This is a genomic window from Myxococcus sp. CA039A, from assembly GCF_013336645.1.
In the GTDB taxonomy this organism is placed as follows: Bacteria; Myxococcota; Myxococcia; order Myxococcales; family Myxococcaceae; genus Myxococcus; species Myxococcus llanfairpwllgwyngyllgogerychwyrndrobwllllantysiliogogogochensis.
This window is the reverse complement of sequence record NZ_JABUMQ010000080.1, coordinates 16,354-35,762: the sequence shown is the minus strand read 5'-3', so window position 1 is coordinate 35,762 and position 19,409 is coordinate 16,354. Positions and strand designations below refer to the sequence as shown.

General features: G+C 68.6%; 21 protein-coding genes. 11 read left to right on the top strand and 10 right to left on the bottom strand.

Going from position 1 to position 19,409, the window contains the following annotated elements:
* Together HR086_RS15695 and HR086_RS15690 are read left to right on the top strand one after the other, a co-directional pair.
* A partial coding sequence (locus HR086_RS15695) for a MerC family mercury resistance protein (RefSeq protein WP_174466021.1) occupies window positions 1–276 on the top strand: 276 nt, incomplete at its 5' end.
* Window positions 277–353: 77 nt separating this feature from the next.
* On the top strand, window positions 354–902 hold the full coding sequence (locus tag HR086_RS15690; protein ID WP_174466020.1) for an isochorismatase family protein: 549 nt from the start codon (window positions 354–356) through the stop codon (window positions 900–902).
* A gap of 3 nt (window positions 903–905) precedes the next feature.
* Here the strand turns inward: HR086_RS15690 and HR086_RS15685 are convergent, their stop codons facing one another.
* The 7 genes from HR086_RS15685 to HR086_RS15655 all read right to left on the bottom strand — a co-directional run bounded on the left by HR086_RS15685 (window position 906) and on the right by HR086_RS15655 (window position 7,830).
* A complete protein-coding gene (locus HR086_RS15685; RefSeq protein WP_174466019.1) occupies window positions 906–2,390 on the bottom strand; it encodes a hypothetical protein in 1,485 nt (494 codons plus the stop codon).
* 105 nt (window positions 2,391–2,495) lie between these two features.
* Window positions 2,496–3,371, bottom strand: a complete 876-nt coding sequence (locus HR086_RS15680; RefSeq protein ID WP_141644946.1) for a metal ABC transporter permease — start codon at window positions 3,369–3,371, stop codon at window positions 2,496–2,498.
* Window positions 3,352–4,173 carry a metal ABC transporter ATP-binding protein gene (locus HR086_RS15675; protein WP_174462333.1) on the bottom strand — a complete coding sequence of 274 codons (822 nt, stop codon included), beginning with the start codon at window positions 4,171–4,173 and terminating at the stop codon, window positions 3,352–3,354. Before HR086_RS15675 ends, HR086_RS15680 begins: the two co-directional genes overlap by 20 nt.
* Complete coding sequence (locus HR086_RS15670) at window positions 4,160–5,017, bottom strand: hypothetical protein (protein ID WP_174466018.1); 858 nt, start codon at window positions 5,015–5,017, stop codon at window positions 4,160–4,162. Before HR086_RS15670 ends, HR086_RS15675 begins: the two co-directional genes overlap by 14 nt.
* Before the next feature lie 3 nt (window positions 5,018–5,020).
* Window positions 5,021–5,947, bottom strand: a complete 927-nt coding sequence (locus HR086_RS15665) for a metal ABC transporter substrate-binding protein (protein ID WP_141644944.1) — start codon at window positions 5,945–5,947, stop codon at window positions 5,021–5,023.
* A 25-nt stretch (window positions 5,948–5,972) separates the two neighbouring features.
* On the bottom strand, window positions 5,973–7,325 hold the full coding sequence (locus HR086_RS15660) for a zinc-regulated TonB-dependent outer membrane receptor (protein ID WP_174455186.1): 1,353 nt from the start codon (window positions 7,323–7,325) through the stop codon (window positions 5,973–5,975).
* 79 nt (window positions 7,326–7,404) lie between these two features.
* Window positions 7,405–7,830: a hypothetical protein gene (locus tag HR086_RS15655; RefSeq protein WP_141644942.1), complete on the bottom strand. Its 426-nt coding sequence runs from the start codon at window positions 7,828–7,830 to the stop codon at window positions 7,405–7,407.
* Between the two features lie 138 nt (window positions 7,831–7,968).
* Here HR086_RS15655 and HR086_RS15650 point away from each other — a divergent pair, with 138 nt between their 5' ends.
* From HR086_RS15650 to HR086_RS15625, 6 genes are all read left to right on the top strand, one after another.
* Window positions 7,969–8,313: a Rieske 2Fe-2S domain-containing protein gene (locus tag HR086_RS15650; RefSeq protein WP_174466017.1), complete on the top strand. Its 345-nt coding sequence runs from the start codon at window positions 7,969–7,971 to the stop codon at window positions 8,311–8,313.
* A 102-nt stretch (window positions 8,314–8,415) separates the two neighbouring features.
* A complete protein-coding gene (gene folE, locus HR086_RS15645) occupies window positions 8,416–8,973 on the top strand; it encodes a GTP cyclohydrolase I (RefSeq protein WP_217440203.1) in 558 nt (185 codons plus the stop codon).
* Complete coding sequence (locus tag HR086_RS15640) at window positions 8,970–10,400, top strand: FAD-binding oxidoreductase (RefSeq protein WP_174466016.1); 1,431 nt, start codon at window positions 8,970–8,972, stop codon at window positions 10,398–10,400. The genes folE and HR086_RS15640 overlap by 4 nt, the downstream gene beginning before the upstream one ends.
* Window positions 10,401–10,620: 220 nt before the next feature.
* Window positions 10,621–11,358 (top strand): RNA polymerase sigma factor RpoD/SigA, encoded by a 738-nt coding sequence (locus HR086_RS15635; protein ID WP_141644938.1) that lies wholly within the window; start codon window positions 10,621–10,623, stop codon window positions 11,356–11,358.
* A 148-nt stretch (window positions 11,359–11,506) separates the two neighbouring features.
* A complete protein-coding gene (locus tag HR086_RS15630) occupies window positions 11,507–12,247 on the top strand; it encodes a tetratricopeptide repeat protein (RefSeq protein ID WP_174466015.1) in 741 nt (246 codons plus the stop codon).
* A complete protein-coding gene (locus HR086_RS15625; protein ID WP_174455189.1) occupies window positions 12,244–14,112 on the top strand; it encodes a long-chain fatty acid--CoA ligase in 1,869 nt (622 codons plus the stop codon). Before HR086_RS15630 ends, HR086_RS15625 begins: the two co-directional genes overlap by 4 nt.
* Before the next feature lie 157 nt (window positions 14,113–14,269).
* On the opposite strand, the gene tatA is transcribed toward HR086_RS15625, so the two are convergent.
* Window positions 14,270–14,515, bottom strand: coding sequence for a twin-arginine translocase TatA/TatE family subunit (tatA, locus tag HR086_RS15620; protein WP_174455190.1), 246 nt, complete (start codon window positions 14,513–14,515; stop codon window positions 14,270–14,272).
* Between the two features lie 70 nt (window positions 14,516–14,585).
* Window positions 14,586–15,587, bottom strand: coding sequence for a sensor histidine kinase KdpD (locus HR086_RS15615; RefSeq protein ID WP_217441823.1), 1,002 nt, complete (start codon window positions 15,585–15,587; stop codon window positions 14,586–14,588).
* Between the two features lie 223 nt (window positions 15,588–15,810).
* On the opposite strand from HR086_RS15615, the gene HR086_RS15610 reads away from it, so the two are divergent.
* From HR086_RS15610 to HR086_RS15600, 3 genes are all read left to right on the top strand, one after another.
* Window positions 15,811–16,179, top strand: a complete 369-nt coding sequence (locus tag HR086_RS15610; RefSeq protein ID WP_174455191.1) for a response regulator — start codon at window positions 15,811–15,813, stop codon at window positions 16,177–16,179.
* Between the two features lie 103 nt (window positions 16,180–16,282).
* On the top strand, window positions 16,283–16,609 hold the full coding sequence (locus tag HR086_RS15605) for an SCP2 sterol-binding domain-containing protein (RefSeq protein ID WP_141644934.1): 327 nt from the start codon (window positions 16,283–16,285) through the stop codon (window positions 16,607–16,609).
* A gap of 130 nt (window positions 16,610–16,739) precedes the next feature.
* On the top strand, window positions 16,740–17,912 hold the full coding sequence (locus HR086_RS15600) for a CaiB/BaiF CoA-transferase family protein (protein WP_141644933.1): 1,173 nt from the start codon (window positions 16,740–16,742) through the stop codon (window positions 17,910–17,912).
* Window positions 17,913–18,241: 329 nt separating this feature from the next.
* On the opposite strand, the gene HR086_RS15595 is transcribed toward HR086_RS15600, so the two are convergent.
* A complete protein-coding gene (locus HR086_RS15595; RefSeq protein WP_174466014.1) occupies window positions 18,242–19,408 on the bottom strand; it encodes a hypothetical protein in 1,167 nt (388 codons plus the stop codon).
* Window position 19,409 lies beyond the last annotated feature (1 nt).

Genomic DNA, 19,409 nt, shown 5'->3' with positions numbered 1-19,409 from the left:
GGCGGGGAGGGGACGCATCGATGGTTGTTCGCGCTGGTGTTGCTGGGCGCGCTCGCGGCCTTCATCCCGGGATGGAGGCTGCATCGGCGTGGGGTCGTGCCCGTGCTCGCCGGAGGTGGGCTGGCCCTGCTGGGCGCGGGGGCGTTCCTGGTACCGGAGGGCGCGGGCGAGCGGTGGGAGATGGGGCTCACCCTGGGAGGCGGGTTGTTGATGGCCGTGGCGCATGGGCGCAACCGGGCCCTGTGTCGCGAGTGTTGCCCGCCCGAAGCCGGCTGAGCGAAAGCGTCGAGCCAAGGGCGTCCGATGCGCCCGCCGCTTGACGGGCCGGAGTCGTTCGCGCGAGGAGAGGGGGCATGCCCACCTTCCGTCTCACGCAGGACCAGGCCGCGTTGCTCGTCATGGACATCCAGGAGCGCCTGTGCGCGGCCATGGACCGCGACGCGCTGGACCGGATGCTCGCGCGCACCAGCGCCGCCGTCGAAGGCGCCCGGGCGCTCGGCCTCCCCGTCATCATCACCGAGCAGTATCCCCAGGGCCTGGGGCCCACGCACTCGCTGCTGCGGCTGAAGCTCGGGAGCTTCAAGGCGGTGGAGAAGCTGGAGTTCAGCGCCGCCGTGCCGGACGTGCTCGCGCAACTGGGGACGCGCAAGCAGGTGCTGGTGGCCGGCATGGAGACGCACATCTGTGTCTTCCAGACGGTGCGCGATTTCGCGGAGCGTGGCTTCACGCCGGTGTTGCTGGCGGACGCGGTGCTGTCACGCTCGACGGAGGACCGGCGCGTGGGCCTGGACCTGTGCCGCGATGCGGGAGCGACGGTGGCCACGGTGGAGGCCGCGCTGTTCGACTTGCTCGGGCGCGCGGGCACGCCCGAGTTCAAGAAGGTCTCCACCGCGGTCCGTTGACGCCTAGAACATCGGAGGCTTGTCTCCATCCCGCAGCGGCGGCAGCGGGGGGCGAATGGGAAGCGGCGCCTCCTGCTGCTTGGAGATGGCGGGGAGGGACGGCGTCAGCGCTCCGACATAGAGCATGCCGTGGGTACCCTCGGGCGTCGGCGTGGCGAAGGACGTGATGAACGGCGACATGCCGGGGTGTGCCGCAACCCTGCCCGACGGTGTCGAGCCAATGAGCCCGCACTGAAGCTTCCCTTCGCGGTCCAGGTCGCAACCCCAGCGCGTCCCCTGGGCGTAGCTCATCTCCAGAACGACGAGGCGTGGGGACTTCAAGAGATGCGCCATGGGCGTGAAGTCCTGGTCCCAGGGGGTGCCGGTGACGGTGCGCGTATGCGTGTTGCCGGCGAGGATGACCTGGACTTCGAACGGTTTTGTCTCGCGGCGCTGGTTCCAGAAAGCGGCCTGCTGAGCATCGCGTTTGCTTCCGCCAGCCAGGTCCGTGTCATACGCAAGGAGCGTCACGCTCAACCCCGCCATGCGCAGAGCGCGGACGCGGTCGATGAGGTCCAAGATGGCGCGGCTGCTGCGGCCATCCTGGTAGGGCCGCTGCCAGAAGCGCCCCTCTAGCAGCGCATCCTGGTCCGCCGGAGCGCCCGGGCTCGCGAGGTAGCGGTCCACCCGTTCCTGCTCGGAGCGGGGAATGGACAACCCCAGTGCGACGGGCAGCCCTGCCTCGGCGACCTGACACACCAGCTCTCCCACCACCGAGGGGGCTTCACGAGAGCCGAGCTGTTCTCCCACCAGCAGCGTCAGTCCGAGGTCCAGCACCTCCGGAAGCCCACGCATGGCCTCGCCACAGGGGCCTGCTTCGGCGGCCTCCTGCTTCCACCTCGTGAGGTAGAAGTCCGAGTCGCGCACGGCCTTGAGGCGCGGCTCCTCTCGCACGTTGCCGCTCACCACCTCCAACGACGGGGTCGACTCCAGTCTCAGCGTCAACTCCCGCTCGAGGTCCAGGTCTCGCGTGCCATTCGTCAGCGTGCGCAACTCGATGCGTTCGCTCCGCGCATTTCGGAGCGGTGGCCCCTGGTCGTTGAAGGGGCTCGAGTCGTGGACATAGTAGTTGTACTCGATCCGCCACCAGTTGGCCTTGTGGTTGACGTCGTTGCCCATGGCGTTGAAGTTCATCCGGAAGATGCGGACGACGGATTGTCGCGGGGCCACGGAGAGGCCCGTCACCACGAAGCGCGTGTAGCGGTCATTCCCCGTGTCGCCCCTGTCCTGGGTCTTCCACTTCGTGACGAACTGGGTCGGATCCGTCGTCTCCTCGATGGCGTAGCCTCGGGAGGCGAGCAACTGCCGGGTGGCGGCCAGCGCTTCCTCCAGGGGCTTCTGGAAGACGTGCTCGAACTTCGGCGTCTCGGGCTCCGTGGTGCGTGGGCGATGCACGCAACCCATGCTCGCCATCCAGAGCAGACACAGCCACCAGCCTCGCTGCCTCATGCGCACCCCCTTGGGAAATCCATCGTCGAGATGAAGGGGGAACGGATGTCACTCAGGCACATATCTGCGCGCCGGGGAATGTCGCTCACCCGGCGCGGTTGCTGCTCACTTCGCTCCGCGCTGGGCCAGTTGGATGAGTGCGCGCGCACCCATGGCCAGTCCCACCAGCATCGCCGCGACCACCGTCTGCGAGCCACCCACTGGGAAGTCGAAGAAGTAGGCGAACATGTAGCCGCCCACGCCGGAGACGATGCCCGCGAGCGTGGCCACGAAGAACGTCCAGGGCAGCCGCAAATCCAACATCAGCGCGGCGATGGCGGACAGCGTGGAGAAGGCGAACACCGGCAGCGCGCCGAGGGCTCGGGCACACACGCCGACCATGACGCCGATGGACACCATCAGCACGCCGTCCAACAGGCGGACGGGCAGGCCCTGCACCAGCGCGCCGATGCGGTCGAAGCTCGCGAAGGTGATGCCCCGGTACCACCAGAGGTGGATGACCATGACGAGGATGCTGGCGATGGCCACGGTGCGCAGTTGCTCGGGTGTCACCAGCACGGCGGTGCCGAAGAGGATGCCCTGGATGTCGTGGGACTCCTGGGCGATGCGGTCACCCACCAGCACGGCCGCGCCGCCGGACAGCGCGTAGGCGAGGCCCAGCAGGCTCTCTCGCGTCAGCCGCAGCTTCGTGGGGTCCATCATCAGGAGCAGCGTCGCCAGGAGCGCGAGCGCGGTGGCGCCGATGACGGGCTCCACCTCGAAGCCCAGGTGGATGCCCATGTAGAACGCGAGCGCCACGCCCAGGCCGGCGGACTGGGCCACCGCGGCGCTGACGAACACCATGCGCCGCAGCACCACGTAGACGCTCAGGAAGCCCAGCACGCCTCCGGCGAGGAGGGCGCACAGCAGCGGGTCCCGGAACAGCTCGAACCCCTCGACGAACTGCTGCCACTGGGACGGTTCAGCGAGCATCGGATCCACGGTGGGGTCCCTCGGGGGCGCGGTGGCAGTACTCGTCGCCGTACTGACGACGGAAGGCGGGGTGGCAGAACACGGTGCGCGCGTCGCCCACGACGAAGGCGGAGGTCTCCCGGTCCACGAAGAGCAGCACGTCCGCGTGCTCGGCGGCGACCTCCAGGTCGTGGCACACCACCACCACGCCCAGTCCTCGCTGCCGCGCGAGCATGCACAGCCGCTGCATCGTCTCGCGCTCGGCCACCGCGTCCATCGCGGCGGTCGGCTCGTCGAGCAGCACCATGTCCGCCTCGGTGGCGATGAGTCGGGCCAGGAGCGTGCGTTGCTTCTGTCCCTCGGAGAGCTCGCGATAGGGCCTGTTCGCGATGGCCTTGGCGCCGGCCGTCTCCAGCGCGACCTCCACGGCGGCCCGGTCCGCCTTGCGCGCGAAGGGCCACAGGAAGCTCCAGTTGCGCAGCCGGCCCCAGGCGGTCAGCTCCCAGGCCCGTAGCGGCAGCAGCGAGTCGATGCTGGATGTCTGTGGCACGTAGGCGCTGCGCATCTCCGGATGGCCCCGGGTAATGGCGCCCGACACCGGGTCGATCATCCCCAGCAGCGTCTTGAACCACGTGCTCTTGCCTGAGCCGTTGCGGCCCACCACCGCGACGAACTGGCCCCGGCGGATGACCATGTTGATGGGCGGCAGCATGGCCTTGTCGTTGTAGCCGATGACCAGCTCGGTGCAGGTGAGCAGCGGCTCGCCGAGCGTGAAGCTCGGTGGCACCGCGTGGGTTGCGGCCTCGGGACTCACGGGCTCATCGGTCTTCACGTCGCACCTCCGCTTCGGGCTTCAGGGCCGCGAGCTCTTCCAGCAGGGCCTTGCGCGCCGCCTCGTTGGCGACGGTGCCCAGGTCCAGCACGCCGTCCGCGCCAGGAGTCAATGTGGCCCAGTCCAGTCCGTCGAACACGGTGGGCGGAACCTCGAGCGCCAGCGCCAGCTTCACGCGCGGCTCGTGCTCCCGGTCCGACGGCACGTCCACCTCGCCCGTCAGCGTGAAGAGCGGCGTGGCCTCCTCGCCCTCCGCGCCGTCCTCGGACACCACGGTCATCCGGAAGGCCGTTTCCTGGAGCCTCGGCGTGGCGCGCGAGTCGCGCACCGTGCCCGTCAGCGTCACCGACGTCACTTCCCAGACACCTCGGGACACGGTGGTGCGGGGCAGCTCGCAGTCAGGCTCACACTCCACCGGCGTGGCTTCGGGGGTCAGCAGGTTCAGCTCGCCATCCACATGGAGCGCGGCGACGAGCGTGGATGAGGAGCCACCTCCACCGAGTTCCGCCTCGATGTCCTCGTAGTCCACGAGCCCGCCGCCGTCGCTGTGGCAATGCCCGTTGTGGCACAGGCTGTAACCCGGTGGCGGATTGGCGGGGTCGAACGTCGTCGGCCCTCCGCCTCCCGCGCCACCCACCAGCTCCACATGGGAGATGCCCAGCGCGGCCGAGCCCAGGCTCACCTGATAGTCCGACGCGAGGCGCTGGAAACCATTGCCCGCGTCACGCGACGCCACGGGGACGTAGCGCGCGGTGACGGTGGGCTCCAACACCGCGAAGCCCTCGCCCGAGTCCAGCGCGCAGCCGGACAGGAGCAACACGGGGAGCAGCAGTCGAGTCCTCATGACTCAGCCTCCCTTTCCAGGGGTGAGCGCCTTCTCCAGGTTGCCCACCAGCTCGTTGATGTGCTGGACGTACGTCTCACCCGAGCGGAAGTCCGTGCCGCCGTGGAGGACGACGACTGGCGCTGGAATCATGCCCGCGACCATCTTCGCCTCCCGGTCGTTGTAGTAGCTCTCGATGAGCACCATGCGGGCCTTGCGCTGCCGAGCCAGCACGAGGACGCCTGCCACGTGGGACGGGTTGGGAGGGATGCCCGGCTTGGGCTCGAGGAAGGCGATGGGCTCGAAGCCCAGCCAGTCCGCGAGGTACGGCGTCGTCCGGTGGAACGCGACGATGGGCGCACCGCGAAGGCCCGCGAGGCGCTTCTCCCAGCCGACGCGCGCGGCATCCAGCTCGGCGGTCAGCTTCGCGGCGTTGGCGCGGTACGTCGCCGCGTTCTTCGCGTCGAGCTGCGCGAGTCGCTCGGCGATACCGCGAGCCACCGCCGCGCCCTGTCGCGGGTCATAGAGATAGTGGGGGTTGCCTCCAGGGTGGACGTCGCCCTCGCTGCGGTCCACCTTGGTGGCGGGGACCTCCAGCAACCGGACGAACTGCGAGGCATTGAGGAAGCCGGGGTTGCCCACCTGGATGCGCGGGTTGCGCGAGCCGGTCTGGAGATTGGGCAACCAGCCGATCTCCAGGTCGAGCCCCACGGAGATGAGCAGGTCCGCGTTGCGTAGCGCGAGCGCGAGGCTGGGCTTCGCGTCCACGCGGTGCGGGTCCTGGCTTCCCAGCGCCATGGACTGCACCTGGACCAGGTCTCCGCCCACCGCCTTGGTCAGCGCGGCGAGGTCCGGAAGGGTGGTGACGACATTGACGGCCGCGCGAGCGGGCGCTGCGGCGAAGAGGCAGAGGGCGGCGCACAGGGCCGCGACGAAACGAAAGTGGCGCATGGGGCAGGGCTCCCGTGAAAGAGGTTTAGAACGCATGAGCGCCGTGGGCGCCCGTCACCAGCTCGAGCGCGAGGAAGACGGAGTAGTCCGCCTCGTCGCGCCAACGTGCCCGGTCTCTGGCGGCCTGCACCCGCAGGCGGGAGAACTCGGTGGGCCAGAAGGTGAGGTTGGCGGAGATCCGGTCCCGGTTCTTGGTCCACTCCGGGTCCAGCGGATCCAACGCCACCGCGCCGCCTTCACCCTTCGCCGGTGTTCCGAACTCATAGCGCGCGGCGGCGGCCCAGCGCTGCGAGAAGCGCCACGCGAGCTGGGCGTAGGTGTTGATGTCCGTCAGCACGTCATCGGGCACCTGGCGTCGGCGGTAGAGGGCCTCCACCTGGAGGGTGACGAGCGTGTTGCTGGCCTCGGTGATGGGGCGGTAGCGCAGGTACACGTCGGTGCCGAAGACATCCGTGCGGTTGCGATAGCCGGTGGGATTGGGGCCCGTGGCGCCGGACAGTCCCCACATCAGGGACAGGTCGTCCGACAGCGCGAAGAACTGCTTCAGGACGCCCGTGGCCTGGAGGTCAAGCGGTGAGAGGACGCGGTCATTCGATGCGCCCAGGAAGCTGCGCGCGGTGGCCTCGCCCGTGGCATCGGTGAGGCTGCCGGTCAGCTCCACGTACCAGGGCAGGGGCGTCAGCCAGGACAGCTCCACGCCCAGGCCCCGGTTGCCCTCCGCGCCGAAGACGCGGCTCATGGCGAACGGTTGATCCACGAAGTCCCACGCGTGCGGGTGCGTGGCATTCAGGCGGCCAAAGCGCGTGAGGAACTGGCCCGCACGCACCTGGAGGCTGCCGGGAAGGGCCAGCGTGGTGCCGTAGGCCTCTTCGATTTCAACGCCGAACTGGCTGTAGACGATGTTCGCGTCGAAGCGGAAGTACGGGTCCACCACCGAGCCGATGGACAGCTCCAGCTGCTGGAGGTTGAAGCCGTTGCGCGTGGGGTCATGCGCGCCGCCCTGGAGCGGCTCCTTCGACGTGAAGGCCGCCGCGGCGAGATCCAGGATGAAGCTCATGTCCAGGAAGTTGGTGCCGCTCGTCCCTCCGGGAATCGACAGCGGCAGGCCGCCTCCGGGCGTGGGGTCCGGCGCGGAGGACGTGCCGGCGGGCACACCTTGCTGGGTGTCGCCACCGAAGGCCTTCTCGATTTCGGCCATCTCCTCGGGCGTGAGGCCCGCGGGGACTTCATCGGGCGTTCCCGCGTCGGGCTCGGGCACACCCGCATCGGGCGAGAGAGGGGGTTGGTTTTCCTGGGCCGCGGCGGTGGCCGTGGACAACAGGGCTGCGATGGACACGGCGATGAACGCGCCGTGCGGACGACGTGAGACGGATGACACCGGGAATGCTCCTCGAAACTGGACGCGCGCGTGCGCACACGCCCCACTCCATGACCTGACCACTCCTGCTGGACGCGACTCAGGCGTGCGCGGGTGGTGAGGACTTGGGCGCGGTGTCGAGGACGGAGAGCGGGGGAGCGACGTGGGGTGGCGCGGTGGCGGGACGGCTGACCGCGAGCCGGGCCAGGGCCCAGGAGGACGGCGAGGAGAAGAACAGCTCGTCGCGCGAGCCCGACGTCAGGAGCGGGCAGGTCTCATGGGTGAGCCGTGTCGAGTCGGTGTTCGACGAGGGGAGGGCGGACAACTGCGCCAGCTTCTCGGGAGCCAGCCGAGCCTGAATCGAGCCCGTGCCCCGGGCGGTCTCCTCGAAGGTCTGGTGCTCGGGGCAGAAGCGGTGGGCGTGCTCGTCCCGGACGTGGAGCAGGGCCCCCAGCGGCTGCAACGCCCACAGCGCGACGAGCAACGTCGCGATGCCACGGGCGAAGGTATGGGCGCGCTGGATCATCGGAATGAAGGAGGCACAGGTGCTCTACTGACGGCACCAGGGCGAGTCAAGGCAGGCTAGCACGGCGGTGGGACGTACACCTCTGTCACCGCATTCACCGGGATGGACGACGGCTCGCGGGGCGTTGGAGACACCTGTATGGACGAAGGACAACCGGACGGACGATACATTCCGGTGGCTCGGCTCACCGCGTTGGACGCACGGGGTCGCGCCGTGGTCCAGGTGGGAGACACCCGGGTGGCGCTCGTCCGTGTGGACGGGCGGCTGCATGCGCTGGCCGACACCTGTCCCCATCGCGGCGGCTCGCTGGCCGAGGGGGACCTGGACGGCCACCTGCTGCATTGTCCGCTGCATGCCTGGCCCTTCGATGTGCGGACGGGGCGCTGCCCCTGGCGTCCCGACGCGAGCGTCCGCATCTACGAGGTCCGTGTGCGAGGTGACGAGATCCTCGTCGCGGCATCGGATAGCGTCGGCTTTCCCTGAACGCCCCTTGTAGGAGCCCCTTCCCCCGTGACTTCGTCCAAAGCTCGCACTCGCAAGGCCCCCGTCCCGAGTCCCCTGGTCAGCCTGCCGGACCCCGCCGCCATGGCTCGCGCGGTGGAGGCCTTCCTGCACGCCGCCGGACTGCCCCTGGGGGATGCGAACCTGGTGGACACTCCGCAGCGCGTGGCTGACGCCTGGAGCCGTGAGTTCCTGGATGGCTACGCCAAGACGCCCGAGGAGGTGCTGGGCAAGACGTTCCCCACGCCGAAGGGTTCGTCGCGCGAGCTCGTGGTCGTGACGAACCTGCGCTTCGTCTCCATGTGTCCGCACCATCTGTTGCCGGTGACGGGCCGCGTGCATGTCGCGTATGTGCCGGGCAAGCGGATGGCCGGCTTCGGCAGGCTGTCCGCGCTGGTGGACTGCTTCGCGCACCGGCTCATCCTCCAGGAAGACCTGGCCCGCGAGGTGTCCAGCGCCCTGGCCCGCGTGCTGGGCAGCCCCGCCACCGCCTGCATCATCGAAGCAGAGCAGGCGTGCTTGCGCATGCGAGGCGCCCAGCAACACGACGCCATCACCCACGCGGAGGCGTACGAGGGCGAGCTGCGGCGAGATGGCTCGCTTCGTCGTGAGCTGTGGGCCCGGCTGGGGGCTCGGCGATGAGTGGCCCGTCCGCGCGGACAGACCGCGTGGATGCCGAGCGCGTGGAGCGGGTGTGTGCAGCCCTGGCGAGCGTCCTCGCGCAAGGGCAGCTGCGGCGCGACGCGGACACGCTCGCGGCCTACGGGCGGGACGAGTCCGACAGCGGCGTGTTCCCTCCGGATGTCGTGGTGTTTCCGGAGACCACCGCGCAGGTGTCGGCCGTCTTCAAGGCCTGCGTGGCGCACGGCGTGCCCTTCACGCCCTGTGGCGCGCGCAGTGGCAAGAGCGGTGGCTCGCTGCCCCTGAATGGTGGCGTGGCGGTGAGCCTGGAGCGGATGAACCGCATCCACTCCATCTCCGCGGAGGACCTCACGGCGGTGGTGGGGCCCGGCGTGGTGACGGGCGACTTGATGAAGGCCGTGGAAGCGCAGGGCCTCTTCTATCCACCGGATCCGAACTCCTGGGAGTTCTGCACGCTGGGCGGCAACGTCGCGGAGAACGCGGGGGGCCCTCGCGCGCTCAAGTACGGCGTCACGCGCGACTACGTCATCGGCCTGGAGTGGGTGCTTCCGGACGGAGAAGTCCTGCGGGTCGGCCGCCGCACCATCAAGGGCGTCGCGGGTTATGACCTCGTCGGCCTCTTCGTGGGTTCCGAAGGCACCTTGGGCGTGGCGACCGAAATCACCCTGCAGCTCATTCCGCTGCCACGAAAAGTCCTGACCGCCCTCGTCGTCTTTCCGTCCGTGCTGGACGCCGCGCGCGGAGTCTCCGCCGTGCTCGCCGCGGGCATCCTCCCGCGCTGCCTGGAGCTCATTGACGACGTGGCCCTGCGCGCCGTGGACGGCCGAGGCTTCCAGTTTCCCGCGGGCGCCGGCTCGGTCGTCATCGCGGAGGTCGACGGCCACGGTGAAGAAGGTCTGTTGGAGGAACTGTCACGGCTCGGCGACATCTGCGCACAGCAGGGCGCCACCCAGACGCTCGTCGCGCGGGATGAGGGGCAGCGAGAGAAGCTGTGGGCTGTGCGGCGGGCCATTTCGCCGGCGCTGCGCGCGCTGAAGCCTCACAAGATTTCGGAGGACATCGTCGTCCCGCGCTCAAAAATTCCCGAAATCATCCAGCGACTGAAAATGATGGGCGCCGAGCTGGGACTCACCGTGGCCACCTATGGCCACGCGGGCGACGGAAACCTCCACGCCAACATCCTCTATGAGGGGCCGCACCAGCGTGGCCTGGTGGACGAAGCCCTGCGCCGCATGTTGGTGATGACGGTGGAACTGGGCGGCACGATCACAGGCGAGCATGGTGTGGGCCTCGCGAAGCGGGAATTTCTCGCGCTCGAACAAGGACCCGCGCTGCTCGACCTCCAGCGGCGGCTCAAGTCCTTCTTTGACCCATCAGGGTTGCTCAATCCGCAGAAAATCTTCCCCGCGCTCAAGCGTTCTACGTGAGTAGCCGTAGCGTGACCATCGCCGAGGGATAACCGCGCTCCTCAACCTTGCAAGTCAGCGGAAGCGCGAGCGTCTCGTCCGCCACGGGACGACGGTCGACAGTCGAAACGACTTTCGGCGATGGAATGAGAAACCCTTTCGCTCGTTGGGCGTCCTAGATGCAGGTGGACGCGAGTCGGCGGGGACAGCGCGTCCGGCATCGAACGGAGGACGGGAAATCATGGCCAACTCGACGAAGTTTGCGGCGGAGGGCCTGTCGCAATACCTGCGTCACCTGGGGGGACATCACCAACTGACGCGCGAGCAGGAGTACGAGCTCGCACGTCGTGCTCGCAAGGGCGACGAGTCCGCGCGACAGACGCTCGCGACCTCCAATCTGGCCTTCGTTGTCGCCGTGGCGAAGAAGTTCGCCAATCGCGGCGCGCGCCTGGATGACCTCATCCAGGAAGGCAACGTGGGCTTGATGAAGGCGATTGAGCACTTCGACCCGAAGAAGAACGTGCGCTTCGCGACGTATGCGGTGTGGTGGATTCGCGCCTACATCACCCGCTACCTGAAGGACAACCGCAGCCAGGTCCGTGGCGGAGAAGCCGAGCGGGGCAGCATGGTGGACTTCTCGCTCGACGCCTCCATCGACGAGGAAGGGGAGACCACCTTCCTGGACCGCCTGGAGGACAACGGGCCGTCGCCCCAGGACGTGTTCCTCTCGAATGAGCAGGACACCGAAATCCACGACGCGCTCACCAAGGTCCGCAAGCGCATTGGCGACCTGGGCTGGGACATCCTCACGGAGCGGCTGACGCAGGACAAGCCGCTGACGCTGGAGGAACTGGGACAGCGGTGGGGCGTATCGCGCGAGCGCGTGCGCCAGGTGGAGCTCAAGACGAAGACGTTCCTGGAGCGCTACCTGTCCGCCTTCAACGAGAACGAGGAGCAGGCCGCCGCCGACGCGGCCTGAGCCGACCTTCTCCCCACCTGGGGAGATACGCGGACTGAGCGGGACTGGCGGGGTCTTCCACCCTTGCCGGCCCCGCTCTTGTTTTTTGCCGGAAAGGCTGCCTGCGTGGTTTGCGTGCGGCCGAGCGTGCGTGCTAAGCCCACCGCCCATGCGCCTGATTTTACTTGCCTTGTGCCTGCTCGTTGCCGGTTCGGCACGGGCGGCCGACGCCGAGGTGTGGACCCGCCTGGATGCTCTGCACGCCAGTCGCGCGGACGCCGCGGCGGTGAAGGAGCTGGAGGCGGAGCTCAAGAAGGCGTTGACGGCGACGCCGGACGACTTCGAGCTGGTGTGGCGCCAGGCCCGGCTCCTGCAGTGGCAGGCGGACGGGGCGGGCAACGAGAAGCTCAAGAAGGTGCTCGGGCGGCAGACGTGGGACGTCTCCGAGAAGGCCATCAAGCTGGCCCCTGCCCGCGTGGAGGGCCACTACTACGCGGCGACGGGTATCGGCGCCTACTCTCAAGCAGTAGGCGTCATGAAGGCGCTGGGTGAGGGGCTGGAGGGCAAGTTCAACGAGCGCGTGGACACGGCCATCAAGATTGATCCGACCTTCAACTGGAGCGCGCCGCTCCTCGTGAAGGGTCGCTACTTCTACGAGCTGCCCTGGCCGAAGCGGGATCTGAAGAAGTCGGCGGAGTATTACGAGAAGGCCATCAAGAAACACCCGGAGATGCTGCGCGCGCATTACTTCCTCGCCGAGACGCTCCTCAAGGACGACAAGGCCAAGGAGGCGCGTGACGCCATCCAGAAGGTGAAGCAGGGAAGCGTCGCGTATGACCCTCCGGAGGGTCAGCGCATCCAGGAGTGGGCGAAGAAGGTCGAAGCCGACATCGAGGAGGAGCTCAAGTGAGAGCAGAGAATCAGGTAGCACCTTCGGCTTCGGCGGCCGGAGCGCAAGAGGGAAACCTGGTCCAGTTGCTGATCCAGCGCGCGCAGAACGCCTCCAAGGCGGGTGTGACGCACAAGAAGGACGGCCGCTGGCAGGACGTGACGTTCGGACAGGTGCTGGACGACGTGAAGGCGTTGTCCGCGGGCTTGGTGGCCCAGGGCGTGAAGCCCGGAGACCGGGTGGCGCTGTTCGCCAACACCAGCCTCCAGTGGATCGTCGCGGACCTGGCCATCACCGCGGCGCAGGCCATCACCGTGCCCATCTACTCGTCCAACCTTCCGGACGAGTTCCGCTATGTCATCAAGCACTCGGAGACGTCGTTCGTCCTCGTGGACAACGACGAGAAGGATGCGAAGCAGGCGGGGCGGCTGACGCGCGTCCGGCAGAAGCTGGCCGAGTGTCCCACCGTCACCAAGGTCATCGTCTTCGACGGTCCCGTGGCGGGCGGCCAGGAGGTCGCCCTGGCGGAGGTCATGGCGCAGGGCCGCGAGGCGCACCAGGCCAACCCTGGCGCCTTCGAGGAGCGGGTGGCGTCCGTGAAGTCCGAGGACACCAACTGCCTCATCTACACCTCCGGCACCACGGGTGATCCGAAGGGCGCCATCCTCACCCACGGCAACTGGACGTACCAGGCGCACGCGGTGCAGGCCATCGGCATGATGGAGCCGTCGGACGCCGTCATGCTGTTCCTGCCGCTGGCGCACGTCTTCGCCCAGGTGGTGAAGGCGGCGTGGCTGAGCATGGGCTTCCGCCTCATCATCGCGGAGTCGGTGGACAAGCTGATGGCGAACATCGTGGAGACGCGTCCCACGGTGCTGCCGTCGGTGCCCCGCGTCTTCGAGAAGGTCTACAACACGGTGGTGTCCAACGGCACGTCGGCTCCGGGCCTCAAGGGCCGGCTGACGCGCTGGGCCTTCAAGCTCTTCGACGAGTACGTCGATGCGATGCAGCAGGGCCGGCCGTACGACACGCTCGGCTTCACGCTGGCGAAGAAGCTGGTGTTCACCAAGGTGCGGGCCACGCTGGACGAGAAGCTGGGCGGCAACATGCGCCTGTTCGTCTCCGGTGGCGCGCCGCTGTCGCGCAAGATTGGCTACTTCTTCGACCTGCTGGGCTTCAAGGTCGTGGAGGGCTACGGCCTGACGGAGACGGCGGCTCCCACCAACGCCAACCGTCCGAACAAGATCAAGATTGGCACCGTCGGTCCCGCGCTGCCGGGCACCGAGGCGAAGATCGCCGCGGACGGCGAGGTGCTCGTGCGTGGCCCCTGCATCATGAAGGGCTACTACAAGAACGACACGGCCACGGCCGAGGTGCTGGAGAAGGACGGCTGGTTCCACACCGGTGACATCGGCGAGCTGGATGCCGACGGCTACCTGCGCATCACCGACCGCAAGAAAGACATCATCGTCACGGCGGGCGGCAAGAACGTGGCGCCTCAGAACATCGAGAACACGCTGAAGACCTTCCCGCTGCTGAGCCAGGCCATGGTGTACGGCGACAAGCGCCCGTACCTCGTGGCGCTCATCACCGTGGCGGAAGACTCCGCGCGCAAGCTGCTCGAGGAGAAGGGCGCCCCGGTGGGCAGCTACGCGGACAACGCGAAGCGGCCGGAGATCCACGCCGCCGTGAAGGCGGTGCTGGACAAGATGAACGCGGATTCGCCGCCGTACGCCACCATCAAGCGCTTCACGGTGATGCCCGCGGACTTCACCCAGGAGTCCGGCGAGCTGACGCCCACCCTGAAGGTCAAGCGCAAGGTCTGCAGCACGAAGTACAAGGCGCAGATCGACGCCATGTACGACAACGTGGCCGTCATCGACTGAGCATTCGGCCGCTCGCCCCCAGTGCTATCGACTGGGGGCGTGCCGCCCCGTTGGGACAGGGGACGGACAGGCCAGGTGGTTGAAACGTCAACGCCCGCTCGGCCCCGGAAGACGGGGTGGAGCGGGCGTCGTGCTTTCCGGGAGTGCCCGGAGCGGATTACGCGTGGCTGCTGGGCGTGGTGGACTTCACGTCCTTGTCCACGTTGCCGCCGCCGGCGAGCGTGCCGGTGCCCTTCTTGTCGGCGCCCGGCGTACCCGTCTCTTCTTCACCGCCAAAGCCGCGCTTGAAGTTGCGAATCGCGCTGCCCAGGGACGAGCCGAGCTGCGGCAGCCGCGTGGCCCCGAAGAGGAGCAGCAGCACAAACAGGATGAGAAGAAGTTCCATCGGCTTCAGCCCCAGCATCACGGCTCCTTCGCGAAATCGGCCGGAGCATAGCGGGGGGCGCCGTGGACCGCCAGCAAGAGCGGAGGCCTCATGCCTGGAGGGCCGCTGGAGTGCCGAGCATGGCCCCCGGAAGCGCGGTGAGGGTGATGAAGAGGGAGCTACCGGACGCATCCGTCTCCACGCCGACGCTTCCGCCGTGCGCCTCCACCTCCTGGCGGGCCAGGTAGATGCGCAGCGGGTCCTCCAGCTTCTTCTCGCGAAAGGCCCGCTCCTCACGCCGGAACACGACGGAGGCGTCTTCGTCGGACAGGGGGACACCCTCCCGTCGCACCTCCACCCGCACCCTCGGGGCACCCGGGTGCACCCTCAGGTAGATGACCTCGCCGGGCTGGGAGCGGGAGAGCTGGTACAGGATGAAGGCCTCCACGGCGTGCTGGATTCGGGCTCCGTCCACGGCCACGTCGGGCGGAGCCACGCGGGGATCCAGGTCCAGTACGAGCGCCACATTGGCGGCGGTGGCCGCCGCGCGCTGGCGCTCCACGGCCGCGTCCAGCAGGGGGATGAGCGACTGGCGCTCCGGCTCGCAGGCGAGCGAGCCCAGGTCGGCCCTGCTCGAGTCGAAGAAGTCCTGCGAGAAGGACAGCGAGCGGTCCGCGTTGCGCAGGATGGTCTCCAGCCCGCGTTGCACCTTGGGCTCCAGCGGGACGCGGCCATTGAGCAGCAGCGCGGCATAGGAGCGGATGTTGGCCAGGGAGCCGCGCAGGTCATGCGAGGCCATGCCCAGGTAGCGCACCCTGCGGCGCGCATCCGACTCGTTCCAGCCCACCGGGAAGGTCCACAGGAGCCGCCCTCCGTCGCCCAGGGGCTCTTCTCCGGCGAGGACCACCTCATCTCCCCGCTCCCACACGCGCATGTCTCCCGCGCGACGCTGGAAGCCTGATGCGCCCAGGAGCGCCTCCACGGAGGTGGCGCCCGGGGGCAGCTCCTGGAGGCCCAGATGCTCGAGCAGCAACCCGCCCAGCAGGCGAGGGGGCCCCTGCGTGGGGACGAGGACGAGGCCAGGCGCTTCCGCCGTGCTGCCAGCTCCCATCTCCCCAGGGCTCCTCACGTTTTCCACCTCCTGTCCAGCAGGTCACGGAAAGGGTGGGGCGGCACTGTCGGTTTTGCAACGTGCATCCCCATCGTGTGCGGGGAGCGCACTTTCTTGCGCCGCTGGATGGGAGGATGGTGGAAGAATCCCCAGCGTCGCACCGAGGGAGACTGCCCTGACTCCGCCTAACACACAGCCTGATGGTGCTCCCGTCGTCCTCGTCGTGGATGACGACCCGGATATCCTCGAAGCCCTCTCCGAGATTCTGGAGGCCGAAGGCTTCGTCATTCGTCGTGCCCGCAACGGGAAGGAGGCGCTGGAGCGCCTCGAGCCGGAGCCTCCCCACCTCATCTTGTTGGACTTGATGATGCCGGTGATGGATGGCTGGGAGTTCGCCCAGCGCATGCGACAGAAGCCGCCCGCCGTGGCGGGTATCCCGCTCATCGTCCTCAGCGCGGACCGCAACGTGGGCAGCAAGGCCCAGGACATTGGCGCCGTGGGTCACCTGGCCAAGCCCTTCGAGCTGAACGACTTGCTGGACATGGTGCGCCGCTCGCTGAACCCGTCCACCGCGAGCAGCACCAGCGCGTGATGAACACCGCGCGTCGCGCTGCTTGACCTGTCAGGGGGGCGCCATTACGGTCCCCTCCACCCGTCTTGATTCTTCAATCAACGACCAGGCCAAGGAGCGCGTCATGACCGCGAAGGACATCATCGAGACCCAGATTCCGGAAGTTCTCCAGGCGAAGCCGGAGCTGGCGAAGGACATCAACGCCATCATCCACTTCGACATCTCCGGCGAGGGCGGCGGGAAGTGGACGCTGGACCTGACCAAGGCAGAGGGCTGGGTCTCCCCGGGCATCGAGGGCGCGTCCAAGATGACCATCCTGGTGAGCAACGAGGACTTCGTGAAGATCCGCGAGAAGAAGCTCAACGCCCAGATGGCGGCCATGCAGGGCAAGCTGAAGTTCAAGCCCATGGACATGGGCCTCGCGATGAAGCTCGCGAAGCTGCTGTCGTAGTTCCCTCGGAGCGTGAGGGTGGCCCTGGTGCCGACCTTCGCTCCGATTCGCGCGGCGCGTTCCCACTCCGGGGGCGCGCCGCACGTCGTTTCAGGCCCCTCTCGTCTCGTTCGACTCCTGGAGAACCGCCATGTCTTCGCTGCCACTCACGGGTCTGCGCGTGCTGGACCTGTCGCGCCTGTTGCCCGGCCCCTATGCCACGCTGGTGCTCGCGGACCTGGGCGCCACGGTGGTGAAGGTGGAGGAGCCGGAGGGCGGCGACTATGTCCGGGCGATGCCACCCTCGCGCGATGATGTGGGGGCGCTGTTCTACGGCCTCAATCGGAACAAGCGGTCGCTCACCCTGAACCTCAAGACGCCCGAGGGGCGTGACGCGCTCAAGCGGCTGGCGCGCACGCATGACGTGTTGGTGGAGAGCTTCCGGCCGGGTGTCATGGACAAGCTGGGCGTGGGCGAGTCGGTGCTGCGGGCGGAGAACCCCCGGCTCATCTACTGCGCCATCTCCGGCTATGGGCAGACGGGGCCGGACCGGCTCAAGGCGGGGCACGATTTGAACTACGTGGCCCGTGCGGGCCTGCTGGGCTACGGCGGTGAGGCGGGTGGGGCTCCGGCCTTTCCCGGCGTGCAGATGGGCGACATCGGCGGCGGGAGTCTCTTCGCGCTGGTGGGCATCCTGGCGGCGCTGCACGAGCGCGAGCGCACGGGGAAGGGCCGCTTCGTTGACGTTTCCATGACGGATGGGGCCACCGCCTTCCTGCACATGCACCTGGCGGCCCGGCTCTTCATGGGCGAGCAGGGCGCGCCGCTCGAGCGCGGCCGCGAGGCGCTCAATGGCGGGTACGCGTGCTACGGCCTGTACCGCACGGCGGATGACCGGTGGCTGGCCGTGGGGGCGCTGGAGCCCAAGTTCTTCGCGGGAGTCTGTCAGCGGCTGGGGCGCCCGGAGTTGCTCGACGACGCGTACACGCCGGGCGAGGACGGGGCGCGGGTGAAGGCGGAGCTGACGCGCTTGTTCGCGGAGCAGCCGCTGGCGTACTGGGCGGAGAAGTTCGCGGGCTCGGACCTGTGCGTGGAGCCGGTGGCGGAAGGGGACGAGGTGCTGGCCGATGCGCAGCTTCGTGCTCGTGGCCTCTTCGTCGAGGCGGAGGATGCTCGACTGGGTCGCAAGGTGACGCATCTGCTGACGCCGCTGCGCATGGGGCCAACGCCGCTGCGCGAGCCTCCCGCGTTGGGCCAGCACTCTCGCGAGGTGCTCGCGGAAGCGGGCTTCACGGAGGAGGAGATGGCGCGCCTGGGCGTGTGACGCGGCGGGCGACTCGCGGTAGCTCGATGCGCTGGTGCTGCGGGCGCCTCGTGTCCGCTCGAGGAGCAGGCGCGCCTGGGCGTGCGACGCGGCGGACGTCCCGTGCGGCCTTGATGCGCTGGTGCTGCGGGCGCCTCGTGCGGCCTTGAGGTGTTGCGGGCGCCTCGTGTCCGCTCGAGGAGCAGGCGCGCCTGGGCGTGTGACGCGGCGGACGCCTTGTGCCCACTCGAGGAACAGGCGCGCCTGGGCGTGTGACGCGGCGGGCGCCTCGTGCCCGCTCGAGGAACAGGCGCGCCCGGGCGTGTGACGCGGCGGACGCCTCGCGCGGACTACGGAGTTCGTCCGGCGGAAGGGCGGCTCCAGAGCGCTTCGCCCCGCGCCGCGTGGCAGGTGTCGCCCACCAGGTCCAGCGCGAGCTGTCGATTCCGTGTGGCCACGGACGCGGGGGCCGCGAGCAGGCCCGTCTCGTCCATCCTGCGCACCGTGTTCTGCAGATACCTGCGCGCGCGCTCCACGATGTCTTGTTGTCGCGCCGTGGGGCGCCAGCCGGTGTCGTCGCGGAATCGCCCGAGCGTCTCCAGCAAGTGCCCCTGGAACTTCAGCATCTGCGCCAGCACCTGCTCGCGTTGCGAGGGCGCCGAAGCCCAGGCCGTCTCGTACTGCCGAGTCTCCGAGTCGAGCCGGTACAGCAATACGTCCACCTGCGCCGCCAGTCGTGGCCTCCACGCCGCGCGCACGGATGGATGTCGTGCCCAGCCCGCCACGGCCTGGAAGTAATGCAACCCACCGCATGGATGCGCGTAGATGCCCTCACCTCGCTTGGGCACTTCGGGTCGCCCGGCCTTCATGCCCGAGGCGAGCGCGGCCTGCTCCGCTTCCAGCGTGGCGAGCGCGCGCTCCATCACCGCATCCACGCTCACCTTGCGCCCCGTACCGTCGCGGAACGTGTCGCCAGGACGAGCGCTCAGCGAGAGGACCTCGAGCTTCCAGGCGCTCTCGGGGGAGGCCACCTGTTCCATCCGGAAGTCGCGCTTCACGTCCTCCACCAGCTCGCGCAGCGTCACCGTGCCCCATGCCATCGTGAAGCGCTGGGACAGCGGCTGGCCAGCGGCCAGCAACGTCTTCACGAGGAGGGCAGGGTGCGGCTCAACGGGAGTTCCGTCGGGAGTGGAGGACTCGAAGAAGAGGTCCGCCTGCTTCGAGGGACTGTCTTCGGACGCGGGAGTCCGGCGTAGGAAGTCGGACACCATCACGTCGGAGGCGAGCCGGCCGTCACTCGCGCGGAAGGCCTGGCCCTCCAGCACGACGCCGTGCGCGAGCGCCCAGGGGTTGCGCGCATCCGCGGCCCAGGCGCGGCACCGTCCGGCCAGCTCCTGGCCCAGCGGGGTGGCACCCGACGCCGGGGTGACGAGCACGAGAATGAAGAGAGAGAACAACTTCGGGAAACAACGGAGCGCGCGCCGGGCGGAGGTCGCCACCGGCGCGCGCTCGTGCATC

Excerpts from the sequence above, each read along its gene's own strand:
- HR086_RS15685 (WP_174466019.1), bottom strand. The coding sequence starts at position 2,390 with ATGAGGCAGCGAGGCTGGTGGCTGTGTCTGCTCTGGATGGCGAGCATG.
- HR086_RS15690 (WP_174466020.1), top strand. The coding sequence starts at position 354 with ATGCCCACCTTCCGTCTCACGCAGGACCAGGCCGCGTTGCTCGTCATG.
- tatA (WP_174455190.1), bottom strand. The coding sequence starts at position 14,515 with ATGCTGGGGCTGAAGCCGATGGAACTTCTTCTCATCCTGTTTGTGCTG.
- HR086_RS15630 (WP_174466015.1), top strand. The coding sequence starts at position 11,507 with ATGCGCCTGATTTTACTTGCCTTGTGCCTGCTCGTTGCCGGTTCGGCA.
- HR086_RS15615 (WP_217441823.1), bottom strand. The coding sequence starts at position 15,587 with ATGGGAGCTGGCAGCACGGCGGAAGCGCCTGGCCTCGTCCTCGTCCCC.
- HR086_RS15650 (WP_174466017.1), top strand. The coding sequence starts at position 7,969 with ATGGACGAAGGACAACCGGACGGACGATACATTCCGGTGGCTCGGCTC.
- HR086_RS15670 (WP_174466018.1), bottom strand. The coding sequence starts at position 5,017 with ATGAGGACTCGACTGCTGCTCCCCGTGTTGCTCCTGTCCGGCTGCGCG.
- HR086_RS15600 (WP_141644933.1), top strand. The coding sequence starts at position 16,740 with ATGTCTTCGCTGCCACTCACGGGTCTGCGCGTGCTGGACCTGTCGCGC.
- HR086_RS15635 (WP_141644938.1), top strand. The coding sequence starts at position 10,621 with ATGGCCAACTCGACGAAGTTTGCGGCGGAGGGCCTGTCGCAATACCTG.
- HR086_RS15640 (WP_174466016.1), top strand. The coding sequence starts at position 8,970 with ATGAGTGGCCCGTCCGCGCGGACAGACCGCGTGGATGCCGAGCGCGTG.
- HR086_RS15605 (WP_141644934.1), top strand. The coding sequence starts at position 16,283 with ATGACCGCGAAGGACATCATCGAGACCCAGATTCCGGAAGTTCTCCAG.
- folE (WP_217440203.1), top strand. The coding sequence starts at position 8,416 with ATGGCTCGCGCGGTGGAGGCCTTCCTGCACGCCGCCGGACTGCCCCTG.
- HR086_RS15665 (WP_141644944.1), bottom strand. The coding sequence starts at position 5,947 with ATGCGCCACTTTCGTTTCGTCGCGGCCCTGTGCGCCGCCCTCTGCCTC.
- HR086_RS15595 (WP_174466014.1), bottom strand. The coding sequence starts at position 19,408 with ATGCACGAGCGCGCGCCGGTGGCGACCTCCGCCCGGCGCGCGCTCCGT.
- HR086_RS15655 (WP_141644942.1), bottom strand. The coding sequence starts at position 7,830 with ATGATCCAGCGCGCCCATACCTTCGCCCGTGGCATCGCGACGTTGCTC.